This window comes from Methylophilus sp. TWE2, from assembly GCF_001183865.1.
In the GTDB taxonomy this organism is placed as follows: Bacteria; Pseudomonadota; Gammaproteobacteria; order Burkholderiales; family Methylophilaceae; genus Methylophilus.
In genome coordinates, this window is the sequence record NZ_CP012020.1 from 2,812,893 (window position 1) to 2,834,103 (window position 21,211).

Consider the following 21,211-nt stretch of genomic DNA (forward strand, 5'->3'; position numbering starts at 1 on the left):
TCTTACGGTTTACGGCCAGAAATCAAATAGACTTCCATGGCGATGAGGGCAGCATTGCTGCCAAGTAATACCAGGATATCTCCTTCATTCAGTACGATATCACCGCGTGGAGCGATTGGTTCTGGCATATTGAGGCGGCGCAGTTGTTTGACCTCGACGGCAAAATCTTCAAACGGGATATGGTCGAGGCGTAAGCCATGTGCATAGAAGTTTTTGTACATTTCCACCGAGTGTAATTGTGGCAAGGCCGCAGTGGTGGTATCCGCATCACTGACCCCACGGAAGTAGCCTTTAAACATCTTGTAGCGCTCTTCTCGGAACATGCGAATACGCTTGACCACACGGTTCAGCGGAACCCCAAGCGTGACTAACGCATGCGAGGCGAGCATCAGGCTGCCTTCCAGAATTTCTGGCACAACTTCCGCTGCACCAGCATCCCTCAGCACGTCCATGTCACTATCATCATGCGTACGCACAATCACCGGCAGGCTGGGATTTTTCTCTTGAATCACATGCAATACTTTCATAGTGGCACGCGTTTCGGCATAACTCACGATCACCGCTTTAGCACGACCCAAGCCTGCAGCCTCCAGCACAGAGCGTCGGCCAGCATCTCCATAAATCACGCTTTCCCCAGCAGCAGCCGCTTCCTGTACACGGCTGGCATCCATATCCAGCGCCACATAAGGGATATTTTCCTCACGCAAAAAACGTCCCAGGTATTGTCCACTACGGCCATAACCGCAAATAATGACATGGTCACGCAAATCCTGGCTATGCTCCTGTATTTGATCGACCACTTTGATGCTGTTGCGGGTATAGCTCTTGACCAGTGCGCGCGCGATACGCCCGTTGTATTGGATAATAAATGGGGCCACCAGCATGGACAGAACTGCCACCGACAACACTAGCTGCAATGCCTCACCGTCAATTAGTTTGGTTTGCAAACCGAGCGCCAATACCACAAAACTGAATTCACCCGCCTGACCAAGAATGATGCCGGTACGTACGCCCACACCCATTTCAAAACCGTAAATTCTGGTCAGCAATGCAATCAGACCTATCTTGAAGAGCAGGAAGAAAACCAGTAAGAAAATGATCAGTACAATGTGTTCGATCAGCACTGACACATCAAGCAACATGCCTACACTGATAAAGAACAAGCCTAATAGAATATCTCGGAACGGTGCGATATCTGACTCCACCTGATAGCGGTACTTGGTCTCCGAGATCAGCATGCCTGCCACAAACGCACCCAGCGCATAAGACAGGCCCACAAAATTGGTCGCAGCGGCCATCAGCAATGTCACCATCAGCACATTGAGCACGAACAACTCGCGTGAGCGTTGCTTGGCAACCAGTTCAAACCAGAAATTCAGGGCATTTTTACCGAACCTGAATAACAAAAACAGCAATACAGAGGACTTGATCAGGGTCAGTCCGAGTACATCCAGCCAGTTATCGCTGTGTGATCCCAGTGTCTGGATCAACACCAGAATTGGAATCACCGCCAGGTCCTGGAACAGCAACACACCGATACTCAAACGACCATGGCGGGAGTTGAGATCAACACGTTCCATCAGGATTTTTGACACAATCGCAGTAGAAGACATGGTGATAGCAGCACCAATAATGAAAGCAGAAGTCAGGCTGAGGCCAGCCAGCTTGCCTAGCACCAGACTGGCCAGCAACGTCAGGACAACCTGGCCGCCACCGAGGCCGAACAGGGTTTTGCGCATGGCATACAATTTGGGCAGGCTAAACTCAAGACCAATACTGAACATGAGGAACACAATGCCAAACTCAGCCACTTGACGGCCACTCTCTTCATCTTCCAGCAACCCCAGGACATGAGGCCCGAGCACGATCCCAATCATGAAGTAAGCCAGCATGGCAGGTAAGCCGAGGATACGGAACAGGCCGACGGCAAATACCGAACTGGTGAGTAGCAATAGTAAATGGATCAGGGAATCAAACATGCAATTGTTCTAAGCACTTATGTCAGGCCACAAACACATGCCAGCCTGTAAATCATTGATAGAGGTAGTCAAGGATATATTCTGAAACAGACTTGTTTCAAGTGGATGCATCCTGCCACAAAACACTATTTTATGCAAAAAATGTGCCTGGCAACAAAAAAACCGTAAAAAAATGGCCTTTTGCTTTCTTGCCAAGGGACTCACTTGTTATACTAACCCGCCATGAACAGAGCAAACGATGGTGTCCACCTTGTGAAAAGCGCTGACATCGTGACACGTGCACGAGGCATACTGTTACACGAAGCCGATGAAATACGCCAACTGGCAGACCGCTTGGGCAGCGCGTTTGAAGCAGCAGTGCATATGATCCTTGATTGCCGCGGCCGCGTGGTAGTAACAGGCATGGGAAAGTCCGGTCATATTGGTGGCAAAATTGCTGCCACACTGGCGAGTACCGGCACACCTGCTTTTTTCATGCATCCGGCCGAGGCCAGTCATGGTGACTTGGGCATGATTACCTCTGAGGATGTCGTCATTGCCTTGTCGAACTCCGGCGAAAGCGACGAAATTATCAACATTCTTCCAGCCATCCGTCGTATAGGTGCCCGCATTCTGAGCATTACCGGTAGCGAAAGCTCTACCTTGTCACGCGAATCCGAGGTGCATTTAAGTGCTGCTGTCAGCCATGAAGCCTGCCCACTCGGCCTCGCACCGACAGCGAGCACCACCGCAGCATTGGCGTTAGGTGACGCGCTTGCACTCTGTGTACTTGATTTGCGTGCATTCACTGCAGAGGACTTTGCACGCTCACATCCTGGCGGAAGCCTGGGTCGTAGACTACTGGTCAGGATTAAAGATGTAATGCGCACCGGTAATGCGGTTCCCTGGGTGAACGAACAAGCCACAGTGCAGGATGCCATTACGCAAATCTCCAGCAAAGGCATGGGATTTACTGCTATTGTGGATCACCAGCATCATCCGATCGGCATTTTTACGGATGGGGATTTACGCCGCTTGTTTATGCAAGGCAAGAGCAATACCCAGACTGCCATTACTTCAGTCATGAATACCCACCCCCGCTTGTTAGGGACGCAACAAATGGCAGTGGATGCAGTTAATCTGATGGAGCAATATAAAATTAACGGTTTTTTGGCAGTGGACGAGCAACAACAATTGATAGGTGCGTTTAATATGCACGACTTACTGAAGGCGAAAGTCGTTTAGGCCAGCTGGTCTCCTGGAATTCACGCATGCTTAAACACCCTATTTTATTGCCAATTGCGTTAATGCTGTTTTTAGCGCTACTGACATTCTGGATCAATCAGACTGTCCAGGAGCAGGGCCTCAGCATTAGCCGCTTGAACCGTCATGACCCTGACTATATGTTGCATAACTTTGTCAGCACACGAACCAATGCGACGGGCAATACCAAATATGTGCTGGCCGCGATAGAAATGCGTCACTTTCCGGACAATGATTACACAGAACTGAAACGCCCGCGTTTCACCCAGTTCGGTTTGGACAAGCCATACACACAAATTTATGGCCAGCGTGGAAAGATTTCCGCCAATGGTAAACTGGTAGAGTTTAACAAGCAGGTGAAAGTGATCCGTCAAGGCACCGCCGAAAAGGGTGAAATGCAGCTCCACACTGAACAGTTAACCATGGAACCCGATACCGAAGTCGCTTATACCGACTTACCGGTCAAGATTTATCAAAAACCGGCAACCGTCATTACCGGTACCGGCCTGCGCTTTGATAACAAGGCACAGACCACGCAATTATTTAACCGGGTGCACGTGCATTATGAGCGTGCACCTGACGCAGCCAAAGCTGCAACCCCGACAAAACCTGCCGAAAAAATAGGTAATCGGAAAGAAATAGGAAACCGTAAGGGTCGTTGATTCTGGAGAAATGAGTTGAATACGCACAAGCCATTATTTTATGTCAGCTGTTTGGCCTTATGGACATTACTACATTGGTCAACCAGCGTATTGGCTGAAGAATCGGACCGTGACCAGCCTATTGAGCTGGAGGCTGACACGGTGACTGTGAATGACGCCAAGAAAATCAGTGTTTACACCGGCAATGTCATCCTCAACCAAGGCACCTTGCAGATCAAGGCTGACAAAATGATTGTGCGAGAAGACCAGGATGGATTCCAGCACAGCACCTGCACGGGTAACCCAACCACCTTCAAGCAAAAGCGCACGGGCAAGGATGAGTGGATGCAAGGCAGTGGCCAGCGTATTGAATACAACGCCCGCATGGACAAGGTACAACTTTATACCAATGCCTGGGTCAAACGCGGTGAAGATATCGTGACTGGCGACTACATCAGCTATGACGCCAATGCTGAATATGCTGAAGTGATCGGTGGCACCAAAGCCAACCCGAATGGCACCGCAGGTAGCCGCGTCAAGGCAACCATCCAGCCGAAAAACAAAACCACCCCGCCAGTGATTGATAACAAACCCAATTCGCAGCAAGGCCTGCGCATGAACCGTTCACTGCAACTCAAAGTTGAGCCGGTACCCGGCGATGCTGGCAGCGAACCTAAGAAAGAGCAACCGTAAAGACCTGGCCCATGCAGACAAGCGCTTTATCAGAACATAATCATTTACACGTCAGTCGCCTAAAAAAAGCCTATCAGGGCCGTACAGTAGTGAAAAACACGACGTTGGAGCTTCACAGTGGCGAAGTCATTGGTTTGCTGGGCCCCAATGGTGCTGGTAAAACCACCAGCTTTTACATGATTGTCGGACTTGTGGCCCTGGACGACGGTGAAATCAGCCTGAATGGGGCCGATGTCAGCCACGCGCCCATGCATGAGCGCGCACGCATGGGACTCGCTTATTTACCGCAAGAGGCCTCCATCTTCCGTAAAATGTCGGTCACCGACAATATTATGTCCATTCTGGAAACGCGTCCCTATAACGACGAAGAGCGTGAGGCAAGGCTGGAATCATTACTGGACCAGCTGCATATCCAGCATATCCGCAACAGCCAGGCCGTGAGCTTGTCTGGCGGTGAGCGCCGTCGTGTGGAAATCGCGCGATGCCTGGCCACGGACCCGAAATTCATCCTGCTAGACGAGCCCTTTGCCGGGATTGACCCAATTGCAGTGATTGAGATCCAGAAAATCATCCGCTACCTGAGCAGCCAGAATATTGGCATCTTGATCACTGACCATAATGTACGCGAAACTCTGGACATTTGCGATCGCGCATATATCGTCAATGAAGGCGCCGTGTTTGCGGCTGGCACACCCGACGAAATCATCCAGAATGAAGGTGTTCGTGAAGTTTACCTGGGTAAGAACTTTAGGTTGTAATTTGTTATGAAGCAAAACCTGCAATTACGCATTTCACAAAACCTGGCACTGACTCCGCAGCTACAACAGTCTATCCGTCTGTTACAGTTATCCACATTGGAGCTCAGCCAGGAGCTGGAAACCATTCTTCAGGAAAACCCGTTGCTGGAGATGGCCGATGGAGAAGAAGGCGAGTTTGAGGACAATTCAGCAACCCCTACCGAAGCTATCGAATCAGTCCATGCAGACGATGCCAACTCGTTTGACCTGGCCACCCAGCAAGAAATTACTGCACCTGCCGAGACGCTGCGCGAAGACTTACATGATGAACTTGGCAGCAATGAAGGCGAACTGGCCAATCTCAGCGAAGAATTCAACCCTCCCGAATTTGAAGATAATTACGAAGAGTTTGGCAGCACCAGCAACTGGGATGAGGCAGGCCGCAACAACCTTGATGATGAGGATAGTGATTTTTCGCGGCAGGATGCCAGCAATATCAGCCTGCGCGAGCATTTACTGGACCAGATTCAACTGGCGCATCTGTCACAGCGTGACATGACGCTGGTCAAGTTGCTGCTCGACAGCATAAATGACGACGGCTACCTTGAGCAAGACTTGCAGGAAATTGTTGAACACCTGCCGCTTGAGCTCGAAGTTGAGCTGCTTGAACTTGAGACCGCACTCAAACTGATACAGAACCTGGACCCGGTAGGTGTCGGAGCCCGTGACTTGCGGGAATGCCTGTTATTGCAACTGCAACACTTGCCGTCAGAAACGCCTTATTTACGTACGGCCATGGCACTCGCAAAAGATCATTTGGCCCTGCTGGCCAATAAAGACTTTGTCAAATTGCGCAAACTGCTCAGTTGCGATGAAACCGCACTGAAAGGAGCGCAACAACTCATTCGCCAGCAAAACCCCAAACCTGGCAGCGAATTTGCCACCTTTAGTCACGACCACTTTATCCAGCATGATGTGGTAGTCAAAAAAATCAAAGGTATCTGGGTCGCATCGCTCAACGATGGCGTGATTCCCAAACTGCGTATCAACCAACTGTATGCTGACATCCTCAAACGCAACCGCGAAAGCTCAGGCCAGTATCTGCAAAGCCAGATGCAGGAAGCAAAATGGATGATCAAAAATATCCAGCAGCGCTTCTCCACCATTCTGCGCGTGTCGCAAGCGATTGTAGACCGTCAGCGCAACTTCTTTGAGCATGGCGACATTGCCATGCGGCCATTGGTGCTTCGTGAAATTGCCGAAGAGCTAGATTTGCATGAAAGCACTGTTTCACGAGTCACCACGCATAAATATATGCTCACACCGCGTGGCGTTTACGAGCTCAAATATTTCTTTGGCAGTTCGGTGGCAACTGATGCGGGCGGCTCTTGCTCGGCGACGGCCATCCGCGCCTTGATCAAACAAATGGTGGCAGAAGAAAACCCGAAAAAACCGCTCTCGGATAACCAGATTACAGATACCTTGGCTCAACAAGGCATTGTGGTCGCGCGGCGTACCATTGCCAAATACCGTGAGTCTTTGAATATTCCGCCCGCCAATTTACGCAAATCGCTTTAAACAAAAAGGCCGCAGATGCGGCCTTTTTTTATTGCTCGAGCGTCTTTATTTAATCGTGATTTTTGCAAACTTGCGCTTGCCCACTTGGGCGACCACCGTCACACCTTTAGACAATGGTAGATTCTTGTCTTCAACCTTGACGCTATCCAGCTTGACGCCGCCCTGCTGTATTGCACGCATTGCTTCACTGGTGCTTTCTACCAGCCCCGCCTGCTTCAATAACTGGCTAATGCCTATACTGTCAGTCTCGATAATGACTTCTACCTCTGGCACATCATCTGGGATACCACCTTTGGCACGTGTCTGAAAATCCTGCAAGGCTTTTTCAGCTGCAGCCTGACCATGAAAACGCGCCACGACTTCCTGTGCAAACCCCACCTTGATATTGCGTGGATTTTCACCAGCCGCTACTTGGGCCTTCCATTGTGCAATGTTTTCCAATGAGGCGAAGGACAACAAATCGATATAACGCCACATCAACTCATCCGAAATGGACATGATCTTGGCAAAAATCGTTTCCGGGGCTTCACTAATGCCGATATAGTTACCCAGTGATTTGGACATCTTGTTAACGCCATCCAACCCTTCGAGCAAGGGCATCATGAGGACACATTGCTGTGACTGACCAGCCTGCTTTTGCAACTCGCGTCCCATCAGCAGGTTGAATTTCTGGTCGGTGCCACCTAACTCCAAATCCGCTTGCAAGGCAACCGAGTCATAGCCTTGCAACAAGGGATACAGGAACTCATGAATCGCAATCGGCTGATTACCTTTAAAGCGCTTGGAGAAGTCATCACGCTCCAGCATACGCGCCACGGTATGGCTGGCTGCCAGCTTGATCATGCCAGCTGCGCCCAGTTCGCTTAACCATTTGGAGTTGAAGACGATCTCGGTTTTGGCAGGATCCAGGATTTTAAATACCTGTTCGGCATAGGTATCGGCATTGAGCTTCACCTGCTCAACCGTTAACGGCGGGCGCGTGGCGCTTTTGCCAGTGGGGTCACCAATCATGCCCGTGAAGTCACCAATCAGGAATAAAATCTGGTGTCCCAGATCCTGCAACTGGCGCAATTTGTTAATCAGCACCGTATGCCCCAAATGCAAGTCTGGTGCGGTCGGGTCAAAACCTGCCTTCACGCGAAGTGGCTTGCCTGTTTTCAGTTTTTCCACCAGCTCTTGTTCGATCAGCAGCTCGTCTGCCCCGCGCTTGATAATCGCCAGCGCTTGCACGATTTCCGGACTTAAAACTTCGACGGCTGAGGATTGGGTTACGTCTGTCATAAGGATTTTCTGCAACGTGCTCGAGGCACGCTTTGATATCAAGTTAAAGCGCCTATTTTAACGTAATCCCGCGCTTTTCTGTATGCCAGCCAACGTCAGTGTTAAACTTATGTCTATGAATCCTCCTGCATTACCCACTTCCTCCCGCCTGTTTATTGGCCTGATGTCCGGCACCAGTCTGGATGGGGTAGATGCGGTTGTCGTCTCGCAGCAGGGTGAACTTGTGAAGCAAAAAGGACAATATTTCGCGCCCTATCCGGTGGACCTCAAGCAATCATTGCTTGATTTGCATACGCCAGCACAGCATGAATTACACCAAGCGGCGATCATCGCCAACCGCCTGGCTGATCTTTACGCACAAGCGGTGAATGGCTTATTGTCTGCATCCAACCTGACAGCCGGCGAAATTACTGCAATAGGCTGCCACGGACAAACCGTACGTCACTGCCCTGATTTAACAGCAGGACAAGCCTATACCCTGCAGCTGGGCAACCATGCCCGTCTGGCCGAATTGACCGGGATTACGGTCGTAGGTGATTTCCGTAGCCGCGACATTGCTGCAGGCGGTCAAGGCGCGCCGCTGGTCCCCGCATTTCACCAGGCCATCTTTGCTGCACCTGATAAACACCGCGTGATTGTCAATATAGGCGGCATTGCTAACCTCAGTGATTTACCTGTGAATGGCAAAGTGACCGGCTTTGACTCCGGCCCGGGCAACCTGCTGATGGATGCCTGGACATTACAGCATACCGGCAACAGTTATGATGCCAGTGGCGCGTGGGCAGTGAGAGGGGAACTCAATCCCAGCCTACTGCAGTCCCTATTATCCGACCCTTATTTTGCACAATCCATCCCAAAAAGTACGGGGCGTGACTTATTTAATCAGGCGTGGCTAGCGCAACATCTGGCCATGCACTCTGACACCCCCCAAAATATCGCACGCACCTTGCTGGAGCTCACTGCCGTGACCATTGCGCAGGCCTTGCAGCAATATTGTCCCGGCGCAGAAGAAGTGTACGTTTGTGGTGGGGGCGCACATAATCTGGCCTTGATAGACAGGTTACAAGCGCTGTGTGGGCTTTCGATACAGCGCACCGATGTGTTGGGTGTGGATGCAGACTGGGTGGAAGCCGTTGCCTTTGCATGGCTGGCGCAACGTTGCATAGATCACTTGCCGGGGAATCTGCCAGCGGTCACCGGTGCGGCAGGGCCACGCATATTAGGGGCTATTTACCCCGGATAGGCCTGACACACTAAAGCAGTGCAAGTGCACTCACTGTTTGATTTAAACTGGTGCAGGATTCAAGACGATTTTTTAACTTTTCCCAGCTATTTCCCGCACTAACACCCATATTCAAAAACGATTGCGTATAATTTATACAACCTTGACTGAAACAGAGTACCTTATGGCTACCAAAGCGACCATTACCTTTGACAACAACAGCACCTCGATTGAGTTACCGGTATTAAAAGGCACCCTGGGTACGGATGTCATTGACATCCGCAGCCTGGGAAAACACGGTTATTTCACGTTCGACCCCGGGTTTATGTCTACCGCCTCCTGTAACTCTGGCATTACCTTCATTGATGGTGAGCAAGGCCTGCTTTACTACCGCGGTTACCCGATTGAACAGCTAGCAGAAAATTGTGACTTTCTGGAAGTTTCACATTTGCTTTTACATGGGGAATTGCCCACCCTGCAACAACGTGAAGAGTTTGTTGGCACCGTCCGCAAGCACACCATGTTACATGACCAGATGAGCAATGTATTCCGAGGTTTCCGCCGTGATGCGCACCCGATGGCGGTCATGATTGCTGTGGTGGGCGCCATGGCAGCGTTTTACCCGGACAACAACAATGTCACAGACCCGGAATCACGCAAAATTGCCGCCAAGCGCCTGTTGGCCAAGGTGCCTACCATCGCCGCCTGGAGCTACAAATACAATATCGGCGAACCATTCATGTATCCCAAAAACGACTTGGGTTACGCTGAAAACTTTATGCATATGATGTTCGCCACACCCTGTGAGGATTATGTGCCTAACCCGATTCTGGCCCGCGCGTTTGAACGCATCCTGATTCTGCACGCAGACCATGAGCAAAACGCGTCGACTTCCACTGTGCGACTGGTAGGCTCAAGTGGTGCCAATCCATTCGCCTGTATCGCTGCGGGGATTGCTTCGCTGTGGGGCCCATCACATGGTGGTGCCAACGAAGCCACCCTCAATATGCTGGAAGAAATCGGCGATGTCAGCCGTATTGGTGAATTTATCAATCGCGCCAAAGATAAAACCGACAGCTTCCGCCTGATGGGTTTCGGTCACCGTGTTTATCGCAACATGGACCCGCGCGCCTCTATCATGCGCAAGACCTGTCACGAAGTGCTCAATGAGCTGGGACTACATGATGATCCGATGTTCAAACTGGCGATGGAACTGGAAAAAATTGCGCTCGAAGATGAATATTTCGTCTCACGCAAACTGTACCCGAACGTTGACTTCTACAGCGGCATCGTCATGCGCGCCATGGGGATTCCTAACTCCATGTTCACCGCCATTTTTGCGCTTGCGCGCACCGCAGGCTGGATTTCCCAGTGGTGTGAAATGAATGCCGATCCTGAGCAGAAAATTGGTCGACCACGCCAATTGTATGTGGGGTCTGAACGTCGGGAATTCGTTCCTTTGCATCAGCGTTAACATAGCAACACACAATAAAAACGCCGGATTTCTCCGGCGTTTTTATTTTAGGATTATGCTCGTTGCACCTCGAACCGATCTACATGCCCCGGAGAGAATGCAGCGATCACTGCCTCAAACACGTGGCTCGCCTTATCTGAATTGTCCTCTTGATAGTTGCAGACAAACACATCCAAAGTCACATAACGCGACTCCGGCCACGTGTGTATCGTCAAGTGCGACTCAGCAAGGACCAGCGCACCAGTCACACCCTGCCCCTGACCAAAGCCATAGAAACTCTCGCCGACAATAGTCAATCCTGCATCACTGACCACTTTTCGGCAAAAGTGCTGACAGTCGTCTACACGGGTCATCAAGGTCAACCCTGGATCCACCTCATGTAAATTGGCCATCAAGTGTAATCCACTATGCGCGAATCTTTTCATAAACGAACTGAAGCAATACAACGATCACTATTTTGAAGTATATTTACAATAATTGGTCGATTCGCATTGTATAGTAATTTTGCGTTAACCATGTCCAGTCAAATAAAAACAAACAGGGAGCCAGAGTGGGTATTTTTGACTTTGTAAAAAAACAATTTGTTGATGTCATCCAGTGGACGGAAGAGGGTCATGGTGTACTCGCTTATCGTTACCCCATGATGGATATGGAGATTCAGTACGGCGCCCAGTTAACCGTAAGGGACTCGCAAAGCGTATTGTTTGTGAACGAAGGTCAAATTGCCGACAGCTTTGGTCCTGGTTTGCATACCCTCAACACAAAAAACTTGCCGCTACTGACCAATTTGCAGCATTGGGACAAGCTATTCGAGTCCCCATTCAAGTCAGATGTGATTTTCTTTAGCCATCGTTTGCAACTTGACCGCAAATGGGGCACCCCCAATCCGATTACCCTGCGTGATCCAGAGTTTGGCATGGTCAGATTGCGGGCTTTTGGCATCTACAGCTACCGCCTGAGCGATACGGCTTTGTTTTATAAAGAGGTGTGCGGCACGCAAGGGGTCTACACCGTCGAAGAGTTGGATGGTCAACTACGTAATGTGATGATCGCTGAACTCACACAACTGTTTGCCAGTAGTAAAGTCCCTTTTATTGATATGGCCGCCAACCAGGGCCAGCTGGCGCAAGCCTTGCATGCCCAAATGACGCCTTTATTTGCGCGTTACGGTCTGACTCTGGACAATCTTGCAGTGGAAAACATCTCGCTTCCGGAAGAGCTTCAGGCTGTGCTGGATAAACGTATCAGTATGAATATGGTGGGCGATTTGAATCGGTATACCCAATACCAAGTCGCTGATGCGATTCCGTTAGCCGCGCAAAATGAAGGTGGCATGGCAGGGGTAGGCGCGGGCATGGGCGCAGGGCTGGTGATGGCACAAAATATTACCCAGGCGATGGTACAACCGGCTAACGCGGCCACGCCAACCGCCACACAGGACGAGATTATTACAACACTAGAGAGGCTGCATACCTTGGTCAGCAAGGGGGTGTTGACTCAAGCTGAGTTTGACGCCAAAAAGGCTGAGCTGCTGGGTCAAATTAAATAAAGCGTTGTTGCTGTGATACGGTATAGTCAGTGCCCGGCTTGCGGCGCCAAAGTCCACTTTCGTGCCAGCACGACGCTGTTGATGGTCTGTGAGTATTGCCAGAGCACGTTGCTACGCAACGATATTAATCTTGAAAATCTGGGCAAAATGGCCGAACTGCTGCCAGATCGCAGCTTGTTACAAATTGGCAGTAGTGGTATCTATCTGGGCGATGGCTTTACCGTGATCGGCCGCCTGCAGTTTCAACATGAAAGTGGCCTTTGGAACAGCTGGCATTTGCTATTTGATCATGGCAAGACCGGCTGGCTCTCTGAGGCTTCAGGCAATTACTCCCTGAGTTTTCAGGTCAATGAGGGACTTCCTGACCTTCCCCTTGAGCGCTACGTTCCGGATTTAAGCGTACCGGTCAACGGCCAGCGCATGTCCGTGATCCGTGTTGAAACTGCCAAATGTATTGCCGGACAGGGCGAGCTATCAGCTGCAGTGCCAGTAGGTCATACCTTGCACTTTGTTGAACTGGCTGTTGCACAAACCTATGCCTCTCTTGAGTTTGATGGTGCGAAGCCCACGCTTTATATGGGACAGGCAGTTGAGTTAACCGCGCTTCACCTGCAAAACCTGCGGGACCTTGAACAAAGCGCGATTCAGATTTCCAGCCGTCAGCTGCAATGCCCGGCCTGCGGCGGGAACCTGAACTTCCGGCTACAGCAAGCGCTGACCATCACCTGCCCGCATTGCGCCACGGTCTTGGACTCCCGCAATGACAAACTGGCAATCCTGCTCAAACAATCCAACAAGCTGCAACCATTAAACCGATTACCGATTCCACTCGGGAGCATTGGCCGCTTTGAACGCGCAACGTTTACAGTGATAGGCTACCTGCGCCGCTCTACCAGAGCCTCGGGCTTATTACACTACTGGGAAGAGTATCTACTCCACCATCCCGGCTATGGTTTTCGCTGGCTGGTCTGTAGTCAAGGCCATTGGAACCTGCTTAAACCCATCCTCAAGGCCCCGTCTATCAGTAAAGGCTACACAGGGGACACCATCGCCATGCTGGAAGGCAAGACTTACCGCCACTTTGCCAACTACAAGGCAAAAATTGACCGGGTGGCGGGTGAGTTTTACTGGCGGATAAAGGTAGAAGATAGCGCCTCTCTGGAAGATTACATTGCGCCACCTTATTTACTCAATAAAGAGTTGCAAGGTAAAGAAATCAACTGGAGCCAAGGGGAATACCTGCAGCCAGAACAAGTCAATGACGCCTTTGAGGGCAAACTGCTGCTTACGCCGCCAAAGGGCGTGTTTGCCAATCAACCTTGTCCGTATGAACCATCGGTCGATGCCTGGCTAAAAAACACGCTACTCTTTGTTGTCCTAGTCATCGTACTGCAATGCTGGTTTGTATTTGAATCTCGTCAGGAAGTCGTATTTAGCAAGGTCATGGAAGTCAGCGCTGTAGACAGCAGCGACTGGTCAAACTATCGTACGCTTAATCCAGAGAGCGCAAATCTGGAAAGTGAGCCATTTGAGATCCATTCAAACCATGGCAATGTGGTGATTGATATTGATGGCAATCTGGACAATAGCTGGTTGTTCTCCAGTATCAGCCTGGTCAATCTGCAAAACGGGCTGACTTACAGCAGTAGTCGCGAAATCAGCGATTATTCTGGCTACGATGGGGGCGAATACTGGCGCGAGAACGATAGCCATACAGACGTGGTTTTTAGCGCGGTTCCACCAGGACGTTACCAATTACAGGTTGAAGCAGAAAGTGAGCGTAGCTATGGCAGCGTCAATGCCAGAAAAACCCAATACCTGCGTGTGATTGCCAATGTCCCGCTCTGGCAGAATTTCTGGTTTGTGCTGGTTTTCTTGCTCATTGGCCCAGCGCTCTTTTACTATTTCAGGCACCATTTTGAGCAGCAACGATGGGCTGAAAGCGATCACCCCATGAATAATACCTGACAGGATACATCCCATGTGGCTCAGAATTTATCAATTGACGGCGATGATGGCAATCGCCTACTTTTGCAAACTGCAATATGACGGTGAACCTTTTTGGCAAAGAGATGATGCCATGCATGTCACCCGCGGCGGTTCGCATGAAGCCAACCATAAGTAAACAAAAGGAAGCATTATGGATACACTGTTACTGACTAATCTGCAAAATTCGGTCATTTTTTCATTACTAGGTGTAGTGATTTTCTGGCTGTGTTTTGTCATCATCGACAAAATCACGCCTTACCAACTGTGGCGGGAAGTGGTAGAGAAAAATAATCTGGCACTGGCAATCATTGTAGCGGCCATGTGTATAGGCATCGCCATGATTATTGCCGCCGCCATTCATGGCTGATACGGGCACTTCAACAACCAATCAACTGAGCGTGCATGACAAGGTGCTACGGCAAGCGCTGTTTGCATCTGTGTTTATTATCGCGTCATGCGGACTGGTATATGAATTAGTCGCTGGCACCGTTTCCAGTTATCTGCTTGGCGACTCGGTCACGCAGTTTTCCACGGTCATCGGCGTCTATCTCTTTGCGATGGGCGCAGGTTCATGGGCGTCCAAATATATTCATCAACATCTGGTCAATCGATTTATAGAGCTGGAGTTGCTGGTCGGACTGACAGGTGGGTTTTCCGCAGTCATTTTGTTTCTAGCCTTTGCCCAGATTGGCTACAACGGTGGCCTTGCCTTTCATGCTATTTTATACATACTGGTATTTGTGATTGGCCTGCTGGTAGGGTTGGAGATCCCGCTGGTCATGCGCATTCTGGAAGCGTCACTGACCCTGAAAGAACTGGTTTCCAGAGTGCTGACATTCGATTATCTGGGGGCATTGGCAGTCTCACTGGCTTTTCCATTGTTTCTGGTTCCCCATCTGGGATTAATGCGTACTAGTCTGGTGTTCGGACTCCTCAATGTCGCCGTTGCTGTCTGGGCCATCCAGTTATTTGGCGTGCAATTGCGACAACGTCGTCAATTGTTGATCGTTGCAGCCCTGTCCAGCACAGCACTGGTCGCTGGCCTGATCTTTGCTGAGCACCTGACCCGCTACAGCGAAGAAATGCTGTTTGAAGACCGCATTGTATTTTCAAAATCGACACGCTATCAGCGCATGGTGCTGACGCAATGGCGTGATGACACACGGTTGTTTTTAAACGGTAATTTACAATTTTCCTCCCGGGATGAATACCGTTACCATGAAGCGCTCATACACCCGGCTTTAAGTGCCGTCTTGCATCCTCGCAACGTGCTGGTACTAGGTGGTGGAGATGGGCTCGCCTTGCGCGAGATTTTGAAATACCCCTCCATCGAACAGGTGACGCTGGTCGATCTTGACCGGGAAATGACAGACACCTTTAAACATAACCTGCGATTAAGCCAACTCAACGCGCATGCTTTCGACTCACCCAAGGTTAAAGTCATTACGGCAGATGCATTTGTCTGGTTGGACCAGCAATCCGGTTTTTATGATTTCATCGTCGTCGACTTTCCTGACCCGACCAATTTTGCGCTGGGCAAACTCTACACGACCAGCTTTTACCAGCTGATTGCCGCCCATCTTTCGCAACACGGGCTGGCAGTGATTCAATCAACCTCACCGCTCTATGCCAGACAGTCGTTCTGGTGCATCGTTAACACCATTGCGAGTGCCGGATTGCATACCACGCCTTACCACACGCTAGTCCCGTCATTTGGCGAGTGGGGTTATGTGATTGCTAGTCACCAGTCCTATCAGCCACCCGCCCGGATTGAAATCAGTGGCTTGAAGTTTATTCAAGCCCAGACGCTGCCCAGTCTATTTTACTTTCCACCTGATATGCAAGCCGTTCCTGCCGAGATCAACCGCTTGAACAACCAGCACCTCGTGCATTACTACGAGCGCGAATGGAATCATCAGGGCCCCTAAGCCATGGATAGACGGACATTCTTGCTCAGCCTGGCTGCCAGCCCATTGCTCATGCAATGCCAGTCAAGGAACAATCAAGCGTTTGGCGGGCAGCTATTAGGCCCAGACCATGTGGCCGGACATGCTCTGACCAAAGGCGAGTTCCCGCCCTACTCCCAGACACGTCGTAACCGGGTAGTCATCGTTGGTGGCGGGATCAGCGGGTTGAGCGCCGCTTGGTACCTGCAGAGTCAGGGCATGCATGATTTTGTCTTGCTAGAACTGGAGGACAATACAGGTGGCAATGCGCGTAGTGGGCATAACCGCATCAGCGCCTACCCCTGGGGAGCGCACTATTTGCCCATCCCCAACCATGAAAATCATATGCTCAAGCAGTTCTTGGCTGAAACAGGGGCAATTGTCAGCGGGCATCACACACACAAACCGACTTATCACGAGCGTTATTTGTGTTTTGCACCGCAAGAGCGGCTGTTTATCCATGGCCAATGGCAAGAGGGTCTGCGTCCACACCATGGCTTGAGCAAAAACGAACTGACCGAAATAGAAGCGTTTGAACAACAGATGCACACATTTCGTCTGGCACGGGGAAAGGATGGCAAACCGGCTTTCAGCATTCCTCTAATAGAATCATCACAGGATCCGCAATGGTTGGCGCTGGACCGGTTAAGCATGACAGATTACCTCTACCAGCAAGGCTGGCAAGGGCAAGCGCTTCACTGGTACGTCAATTACGCTTGTAGAGATGACTACGGGATGCCGGCCAGCCAGATTTCGGCTTGGGCCGGTATCCATTATTTTGCTGCACGCCGCGGCGAAGCCGCAAACGCTGAATTGGATCAAGTACTGACCTGGCCACAAGGCAACGCTTGGTTGGCCGAGCAACTGGCAAGCAAATCGTTGGCCCAAATCCAATCACGGCAACTGGTACATGCCATCAGTCAAGAAAAACACGGCATCACAGTGGACGCTCAAGATCTAAACAGCCGACAGACTACCCGCTGGCAAGCAGACCATGTCATTTACGCCGCACCCGCTCATGTTCTGCCTTTTGTGTTACGCCAACACTCGGATCTGACACAATCCGCTGCTAATGTCTTGCATGCACCATGGTTAGTTGCGAATATCAGTCTTTCTGATGCGTCTATCCTGCAGGGTAATCTTCCTGCGGCCTGGGACAATGTCATTTATGACCACCCTGGATTGGGTTATGTGGTTGCCAACCACCAAACGCTACAACAACCAAGCGAATCAGTAATTACCTACTATCACGCACTGGCTCAGGCAGATTCAGTTCGTGCACGCAGAGAACTGTACTCGGAGTCCTGGCAAAGTTTGCAGCAAAGCATTACACGCGACCTACAAACCGCCCACCCCATGCTTGAAGAGGCAATCACACGCATGGACATCTGGCGGTGGGGCCATGCGATGACATTCCCCAAACCTGGTTTTTTAACAGATCATCATCGCCTGCGGCTAAACCAACAGCACGATAGATTGCATATTGCACACACCGATGCAGCTGGTATTTCAATTTTTGAAGAAGCCTTTGCACAAGGGGTGCGGGCAGCCAGCAGTTGTTTATATCAGCGTACTAAAATGAAAAAGCCGAGGTGAGCTCGGCTTTTTGGGTATCGGTGAGTCAAACGGAGAACGAGCTACCGCAGCCGCAAGTGGTTGTTGCATTCGGGTTGCGAATCACAAACTGTGAGCCTTGCAAACTATCGGTGTAGTCGATTTCAGCGCCCATGAGGTATTGCAGGCTCATCGGGTCAATCAATAGCGTCACGCCATCTTTATCTACTTGCGTGTCATCGTCGTTCACTTCTTCTTCAAAGGTAAACCCATACTGAAAGCCGGAGCAACCACCTCCGCTGACAAATACGCGTAATTTCAAATCAGGGCTGCCTTCTTCATCAATCAGTTCTTTGACCTTTTTAGCGGCATTATCAGTAAATACCAAAGGACTAGGCATTTCAAGGGTGGCTTCTGCGGTCATCATAGACTCCTATCAAATTCTCAATAACAATATGGCGACGATCTCTTTAATTTCAAGTCGCTTCTTCTGGAGTAACAACTTCTGGCTGCTCCCCCAAGTAAATCAATTTTCCTTCAATCACTGCACCCGTATGCATTTCCAGTGACTTGTAGTACAAGTCACCCACAATCCTCGCCTTACTCTGTAGCTCAATAAAGACTGAGGATCTGACCGGACCACGTATCATGCCGTTCAAGACAATTTTGGAAGCCTCCACTGCCCCAGTCACAGCACCGTTTTCGCTGATAATCAAGGTACTGGGGTGCTCGCGTTTTTCGATGACATTCCCAGCAATCAAACCATCCACCCTTAAACCACCGGCAAATTGCATATTGCCATTGATCTGTGTTTCATGCCCGATCAAGGTATCAATGTGGCTATCGATTTGAACGCTTTTTTTGAAAAACATGCGACTTCCTGTTCCGAATTAACTTCAATGGCTTTGCGTATTCTCGAGCAGTCATATCATGCCCCCTGCTAACGCTTGGTCATGTTCTTGTAAAAGACCAACTCTTCCTTCAGTTTAATGGTTTCGTCCTGCTGTGCGGTTAATGTTTTAGCCAGATTATTACTGGTCGCCAGCTCGACTTGCAATTCACGCTGTGACGCAATCAGTTTTTTTTGCAATTCAATATTTTCTGCAGTCACTTGTTGTAGGCGATGACGCACGTTTTCAGTGTCATCATCATGTAACGCCCAATAAGCCAACGCGAAGCCCACAAGCACATAAATGACCGCCAGCATGCTCTGAAAATACCATGGCCTATGCGAGCGCACCGCCACCTGTTTGGCAGTCAGGCCAAAGTGATTTCTGAGTCGTCTGCGTATCGGCCTGATCATTACGGCAACAACGGCAACACTTGCAAACCGGCGTCTTGCGCCAGGTTAAACATCAAATTCATATTCTGCACGGCCTGGCCGGATGCGCCTTTAACCAGATTGTCCTGCACAACAATGATTGTGACATAATCGTCTGCCTGTGGGTATAGTGCGATTCGCAAGAAGTTGGAACCACGTACCGAGCGTGTTTCAGGCAGCGCACCAGCAGGCATCACATCCACAAAGCTTGATGCCTGGTAACGCTGCTCATAGACTTGCTGCAAACTCTGCTGCTTGCCTTGTGCATTAAGCTTCACGTGCAGAGTGGTCAGCATGCCGCGAATCATAGGAATCAGGTGCGGCACGAATATCAGGCTGACCTCTTGATTACCTGACAGTTTCTTTAACTGGGCCAGGATTTCCGGATGGTGCCTGTGACCGGCAACGCCATACGCCTTGAGGTTATCACTTGCTTCGGAAAACAAAGTCCCTACTTCGGCCTTCCTGCCCGCGCCGGACACACCAGACTTGGCATCGGCAATGATGGGCACGGAGAAATCAATCCAGCCATTTTCCAGCAATGGTGCCAGGCCCAGCAACACGGTGGTCGGATAGCAGCCAGGGTTACCAATCACCTGGGCCTGCTGTACATTCGTGGCATATAACTCAGGCAAGCCGTATACCGCATTCTTCAAGATATCTGTGCAGCCATGTGGCAGTTTGTACCACTTCTCAAATTCGGCTGCATCCTGCAGGCGGAAATCTGCGGCCAGATCAATGACTTTGACGCCCGCAGCCACCAGCGCAGGGGCCTGTGCCATAGCCACGCCATGCGGGGTCGCAAAAAACACCACATCACATTGCGTCAGGTCTACAGTGGCAGGATCGCTGAAAGCGAGATCCACCACGCCACGCAAACTGGGAAACATATCTGACACCGGCAACCCAGCCTCGCCACGAGAAGTAATCACTTGCAATTGCACATTGGGGTGCCGTGCCAGCAGACGCAGCAACTCAACGCCGGTATAGCCCGTGCCACCTACAATGCCAACCTTGATTTTTTCCATAACCCTAAACCAGATGCAAGATCAATGAAGACCACCGCATAAAAAGTTAAACAATATAAATGAAAAAGGCCGCCAATGCGACCTTTTTGCACAACAGGTTTGTAACAAACGTTGGAAAATTAACGTTTGGAGAACTGTTTGCGACGACGCGCTTTGCGCAGGCCGACCTTTTTACGTTCAACTTCACGTGCATCACGTGTCACGAAACCAGCGTGAGACAATGCGCTCTTCAAAGCTGCATCGTAGTCAATCAAAGCACGGGTAATGCCGTGACGCACAGCACCTGCTTGACCGGATTCACCACCACCGTGCACATTGACCAAGATGTCAAAGCTAGCAGTGTTATTAGTCAATTCCAGTGGCTGACGCAAAATCATGCGAGAAGTTTCGCGTGAGAAGTAAACGTCAGCAGGCTTGTCGTTAACAACGATATTGCCACTACCCGACTTAATGAACACACGTGCCACTGAACTCTTGCGGCGGCCTGTGCCGTAGTTGTATTTACCGATCATGTTTTATCCTAATCGTCTTGAATTAGATGGTTAATGTTTGTGGTTGCTGTGCAACGTGCTCGTGCTTGTCGCCAGCATACACTTTCATTTTCTTGATCATGGCATAGCCCAAAGGACCTTTTGGCAACATGCCTTTGACCGCTTTTTCCAACGCACGGCCAGGAAAACGGTCTTGCATTTTAGAGAATGAAGTGGTTGTGATACCGCCTGGATAACCGGAGTGACGGTGGTACAGTTTATCGCCAGCCTTGTTACCGGTTACTTTAATTTTGTCCGCATTGACTACGATGATGTAGTCGCCTGTATCCACGTGTGGTGTGTAAATAGCTTTGTGCTTACCACGCAGGCGATGAGCGATTGCGCTTGCCAAACGACCTAATACCAAGTCTGTGGCGTCAATCACGAACCAGTCACGTTGTACTTCATGCGATTTTGCTGAAAAAGTTTTCATTTTATAACTACCGA

22 protein-coding genes are annotated in these 21,211 nt (G+C 50.3%); 13 read left to right on the plus strand and 9 right to left on the minus strand.

Annotation, left to right across the window (positions count from 1 at the left end):
- Positions 1-2: 2 nt before the first annotated feature.
- On the minus strand, positions 3-1,979 hold the full coding sequence (locus ACJ67_RS13290; protein WP_049639481.1) for a cation:proton antiporter: 1,977 nt from the start codon (positions 1,977-1,979) through the stop codon (positions 3-5).
- Positions 1,980-2,342: 363 nt separating this feature from the next.
- Between ACJ67_RS13290 and ACJ67_RS13295 the strand changes: the two genes are divergently transcribed.
- Genes ACJ67_RS13295 through ACJ67_RS13315 form a run of 5 tightly spaced genes read left to right on the plus strand, consistent with a single transcriptional unit; the run spans position 2,343 to position 6,870 of the window.
- Positions 2,343-3,203, plus strand: coding sequence for a KpsF/GutQ family sugar-phosphate isomerase (locus ACJ67_RS13295; RefSeq protein WP_369799113.1), 861 nt, complete (start codon positions 2,343-2,345; stop codon positions 3,201-3,203).
- A gap of 26 nt (positions 3,204-3,229) precedes the next feature.
- Complete coding sequence (gene lptC, locus ACJ67_RS13300) at positions 3,230-3,883, plus strand: LPS export ABC transporter periplasmic protein LptC (RefSeq protein WP_049639483.1); 654 nt, start codon at positions 3,230-3,232, stop codon at positions 3,881-3,883.
- A gap of 15 nt (positions 3,884-3,898) precedes the next feature.
- Positions 3,899-4,555 carry a lipopolysaccharide transport periplasmic protein LptA gene (gene lptA / locus ACJ67_RS13305; protein ID WP_049639484.1) on the plus strand — a complete coding sequence of 219 codons (657 nt, stop codon included), beginning with the start codon at positions 3,899-3,901 and terminating at the stop codon, positions 4,553-4,555.
- An 11-nt stretch (positions 4,556-4,566) separates the two neighbouring features.
- Positions 4,567-5,313, plus strand: a complete 747-nt coding sequence (gene lptB, locus ACJ67_RS13310) for an LPS export ABC transporter ATP-binding protein (RefSeq protein ID WP_049639485.1) — start codon at positions 4,567-4,569, stop codon at positions 5,311-5,313.
- A 6-nt stretch (positions 5,314-5,319) separates the two neighbouring features.
- Entirely contained in the window at positions 5,320-6,870 is a 1,551-nt protein-coding gene (locus ACJ67_RS13315) for an RNA polymerase factor sigma-54 (protein ID WP_049639486.1), read from the plus strand.
- Between the two features lie 45 nt (positions 6,871-6,915).
- Here ACJ67_RS13315 and tyrS read toward each other — a convergent pair whose 3' ends face one another.
- Complete coding sequence (gene tyrS / locus ACJ67_RS13320) at positions 6,916-8,151, minus strand: tyrosine--tRNA ligase (RefSeq protein WP_049639487.1); 1,236 nt, start codon at positions 8,149-8,151, stop codon at positions 6,916-6,918.
- Positions 8,152-8,266: 115 nt separating this feature from the next.
- On the opposite strand from tyrS, the gene ACJ67_RS13325 reads away from it, so the two are divergent.
- The gene (locus ACJ67_RS13325) at positions 8,267-9,394 is read left to right on the plus strand and encodes an anhydro-N-acetylmuramic acid kinase (RefSeq protein ID WP_049639957.1); all 1,128 of its coding nucleotides are present in this window, start codon (positions 8,267-8,269) and stop codon (positions 9,392-9,394) included.
- 163 nt (positions 9,395-9,557) lie between these two features.
- On the plus strand, positions 9,558-10,847 hold the full coding sequence (gltA, locus tag ACJ67_RS13330; protein ID WP_049639488.1) for a citrate synthase: 1,290 nt from the start codon (positions 9,558-9,560) through the stop codon (positions 10,845-10,847).
- Between the two features lie 53 nt (positions 10,848-10,900).
- On the opposite strand, the gene speD is transcribed toward gltA, so the two are convergent.
- Positions 10,901-11,272, minus strand: coding sequence for an adenosylmethionine decarboxylase (speD, locus tag ACJ67_RS13335; RefSeq protein WP_049639489.1), 372 nt, complete (start codon positions 11,270-11,272; stop codon positions 10,901-10,903).
- A 125-nt stretch (positions 11,273-11,397) separates the two neighbouring features.
- Here speD and ACJ67_RS13340 point away from each other — a divergent pair, with 125 nt between their 5' ends.
- From ACJ67_RS13340 to ACJ67_RS13360, 6 genes are read left to right on the plus strand one after another with little or no spacing between them, the layout of a single operon-like run.
- The gene (locus ACJ67_RS13340) at positions 11,398-12,396 is read left to right on the plus strand and encodes an SPFH domain-containing protein (protein WP_049639490.1); all 999 of its coding nucleotides are present in this window, start codon (positions 11,398-11,400) and stop codon (positions 12,394-12,396) included.
- A gap of 12 nt (positions 12,397-12,408) precedes the next feature.
- On the plus strand, positions 12,409-14,364 hold the full coding sequence (locus ACJ67_RS13345; RefSeq protein ID WP_156171693.1) for a DUF4178 domain-containing protein: 1,956 nt from the start codon (positions 12,409-12,411) through the stop codon (positions 14,362-14,364).
- 13 nt (positions 14,365-14,377) lie between these two features.
- The gene (locus ACJ67_RS14885; RefSeq protein ID WP_156171694.1) at positions 14,378-14,521 is read left to right on the plus strand and encodes a hypothetical protein; all 144 of its coding nucleotides are present in this window, start codon (positions 14,378-14,380) and stop codon (positions 14,519-14,521) included.
- A gap of 15 nt (positions 14,522-14,536) precedes the next feature.
- Positions 14,537-14,752 carry a DUF350 domain-containing protein gene (locus ACJ67_RS13350; protein ID WP_049639492.1) on the plus strand — a complete coding sequence of 72 codons (216 nt, stop codon included), beginning with the start codon at positions 14,537-14,539 and terminating at the stop codon, positions 14,750-14,752.
- Positions 14,745-16,313, plus strand: a complete 1,569-nt coding sequence (locus ACJ67_RS13355; RefSeq protein ID WP_082164057.1) for a polyamine aminopropyltransferase — start codon at positions 14,745-14,747, stop codon at positions 16,311-16,313. The genes ACJ67_RS13350 and ACJ67_RS13355 overlap by 8 nt, the downstream gene beginning before the upstream one ends.
- Positions 16,314-16,316: 3 nt before the next feature.
- Positions 16,317-17,927, plus strand: a complete 1,611-nt coding sequence (locus tag ACJ67_RS13360) for an FAD-dependent oxidoreductase (RefSeq protein ID WP_049639493.1) — start codon at positions 16,317-16,319, stop codon at positions 17,925-17,927.
- Between the two features lie 25 nt (positions 17,928-17,952).
- On the opposite strand, the gene erpA is transcribed toward ACJ67_RS13360, so the two are convergent.
- The 6 genes from erpA to rplM all read right to left on the minus strand — a co-directional run bounded on the left by erpA (position 17,953) and on the right by rplM (position 21,197).
- Entirely contained in the window at positions 17,953-18,309 is a 357-nt protein-coding gene (gene erpA / locus ACJ67_RS13365) for an iron-sulfur cluster insertion protein ErpA (RefSeq protein WP_018987542.1), read from the minus strand.
- A 52-nt stretch (positions 18,310-18,361) separates the two neighbouring features.
- Positions 18,362-18,757: a polymer-forming cytoskeletal protein gene (locus ACJ67_RS13370; RefSeq protein WP_018987543.1), complete on the minus strand. Its 396-nt coding sequence runs from the start codon at positions 18,755-18,757 to the stop codon at positions 18,362-18,364.
- A gap of 68 nt (positions 18,758-18,825) precedes the next feature.
- Positions 18,826-19,188 carry a hypothetical protein gene (locus ACJ67_RS13375; RefSeq protein ID WP_049639494.1) on the minus strand — a complete coding sequence of 121 codons (363 nt, stop codon included), beginning with the start codon at positions 19,186-19,188 and terminating at the stop codon, positions 18,826-18,828.
- Complete coding sequence (argC, locus tag ACJ67_RS13380) at positions 19,188-20,234, minus strand: N-acetyl-gamma-glutamyl-phosphate reductase (RefSeq protein WP_049639495.1); 1,047 nt, start codon at positions 20,232-20,234, stop codon at positions 19,188-19,190. The genes ACJ67_RS13375 and argC overlap by 1 nt, the downstream gene beginning before the upstream one ends.
- 119 nt (positions 20,235-20,353) lie before the next feature.
- Positions 20,354-20,746, minus strand: coding sequence for a 30S ribosomal protein S9 (gene rpsI / locus ACJ67_RS13385; protein WP_049639496.1), 393 nt, complete (start codon positions 20,744-20,746; stop codon positions 20,354-20,356).
- Between the two features lie 22 nt (positions 20,747-20,768).
- On the minus strand, positions 20,769-21,197 hold the full coding sequence (gene rplM / locus ACJ67_RS13390) for a 50S ribosomal protein L13 (RefSeq protein ID WP_049639497.1): 429 nt from the start codon (positions 21,195-21,197) through the stop codon (positions 20,769-20,771).
- Between the last annotated feature and the right edge of the window lie 14 nt (positions 21,198-21,211).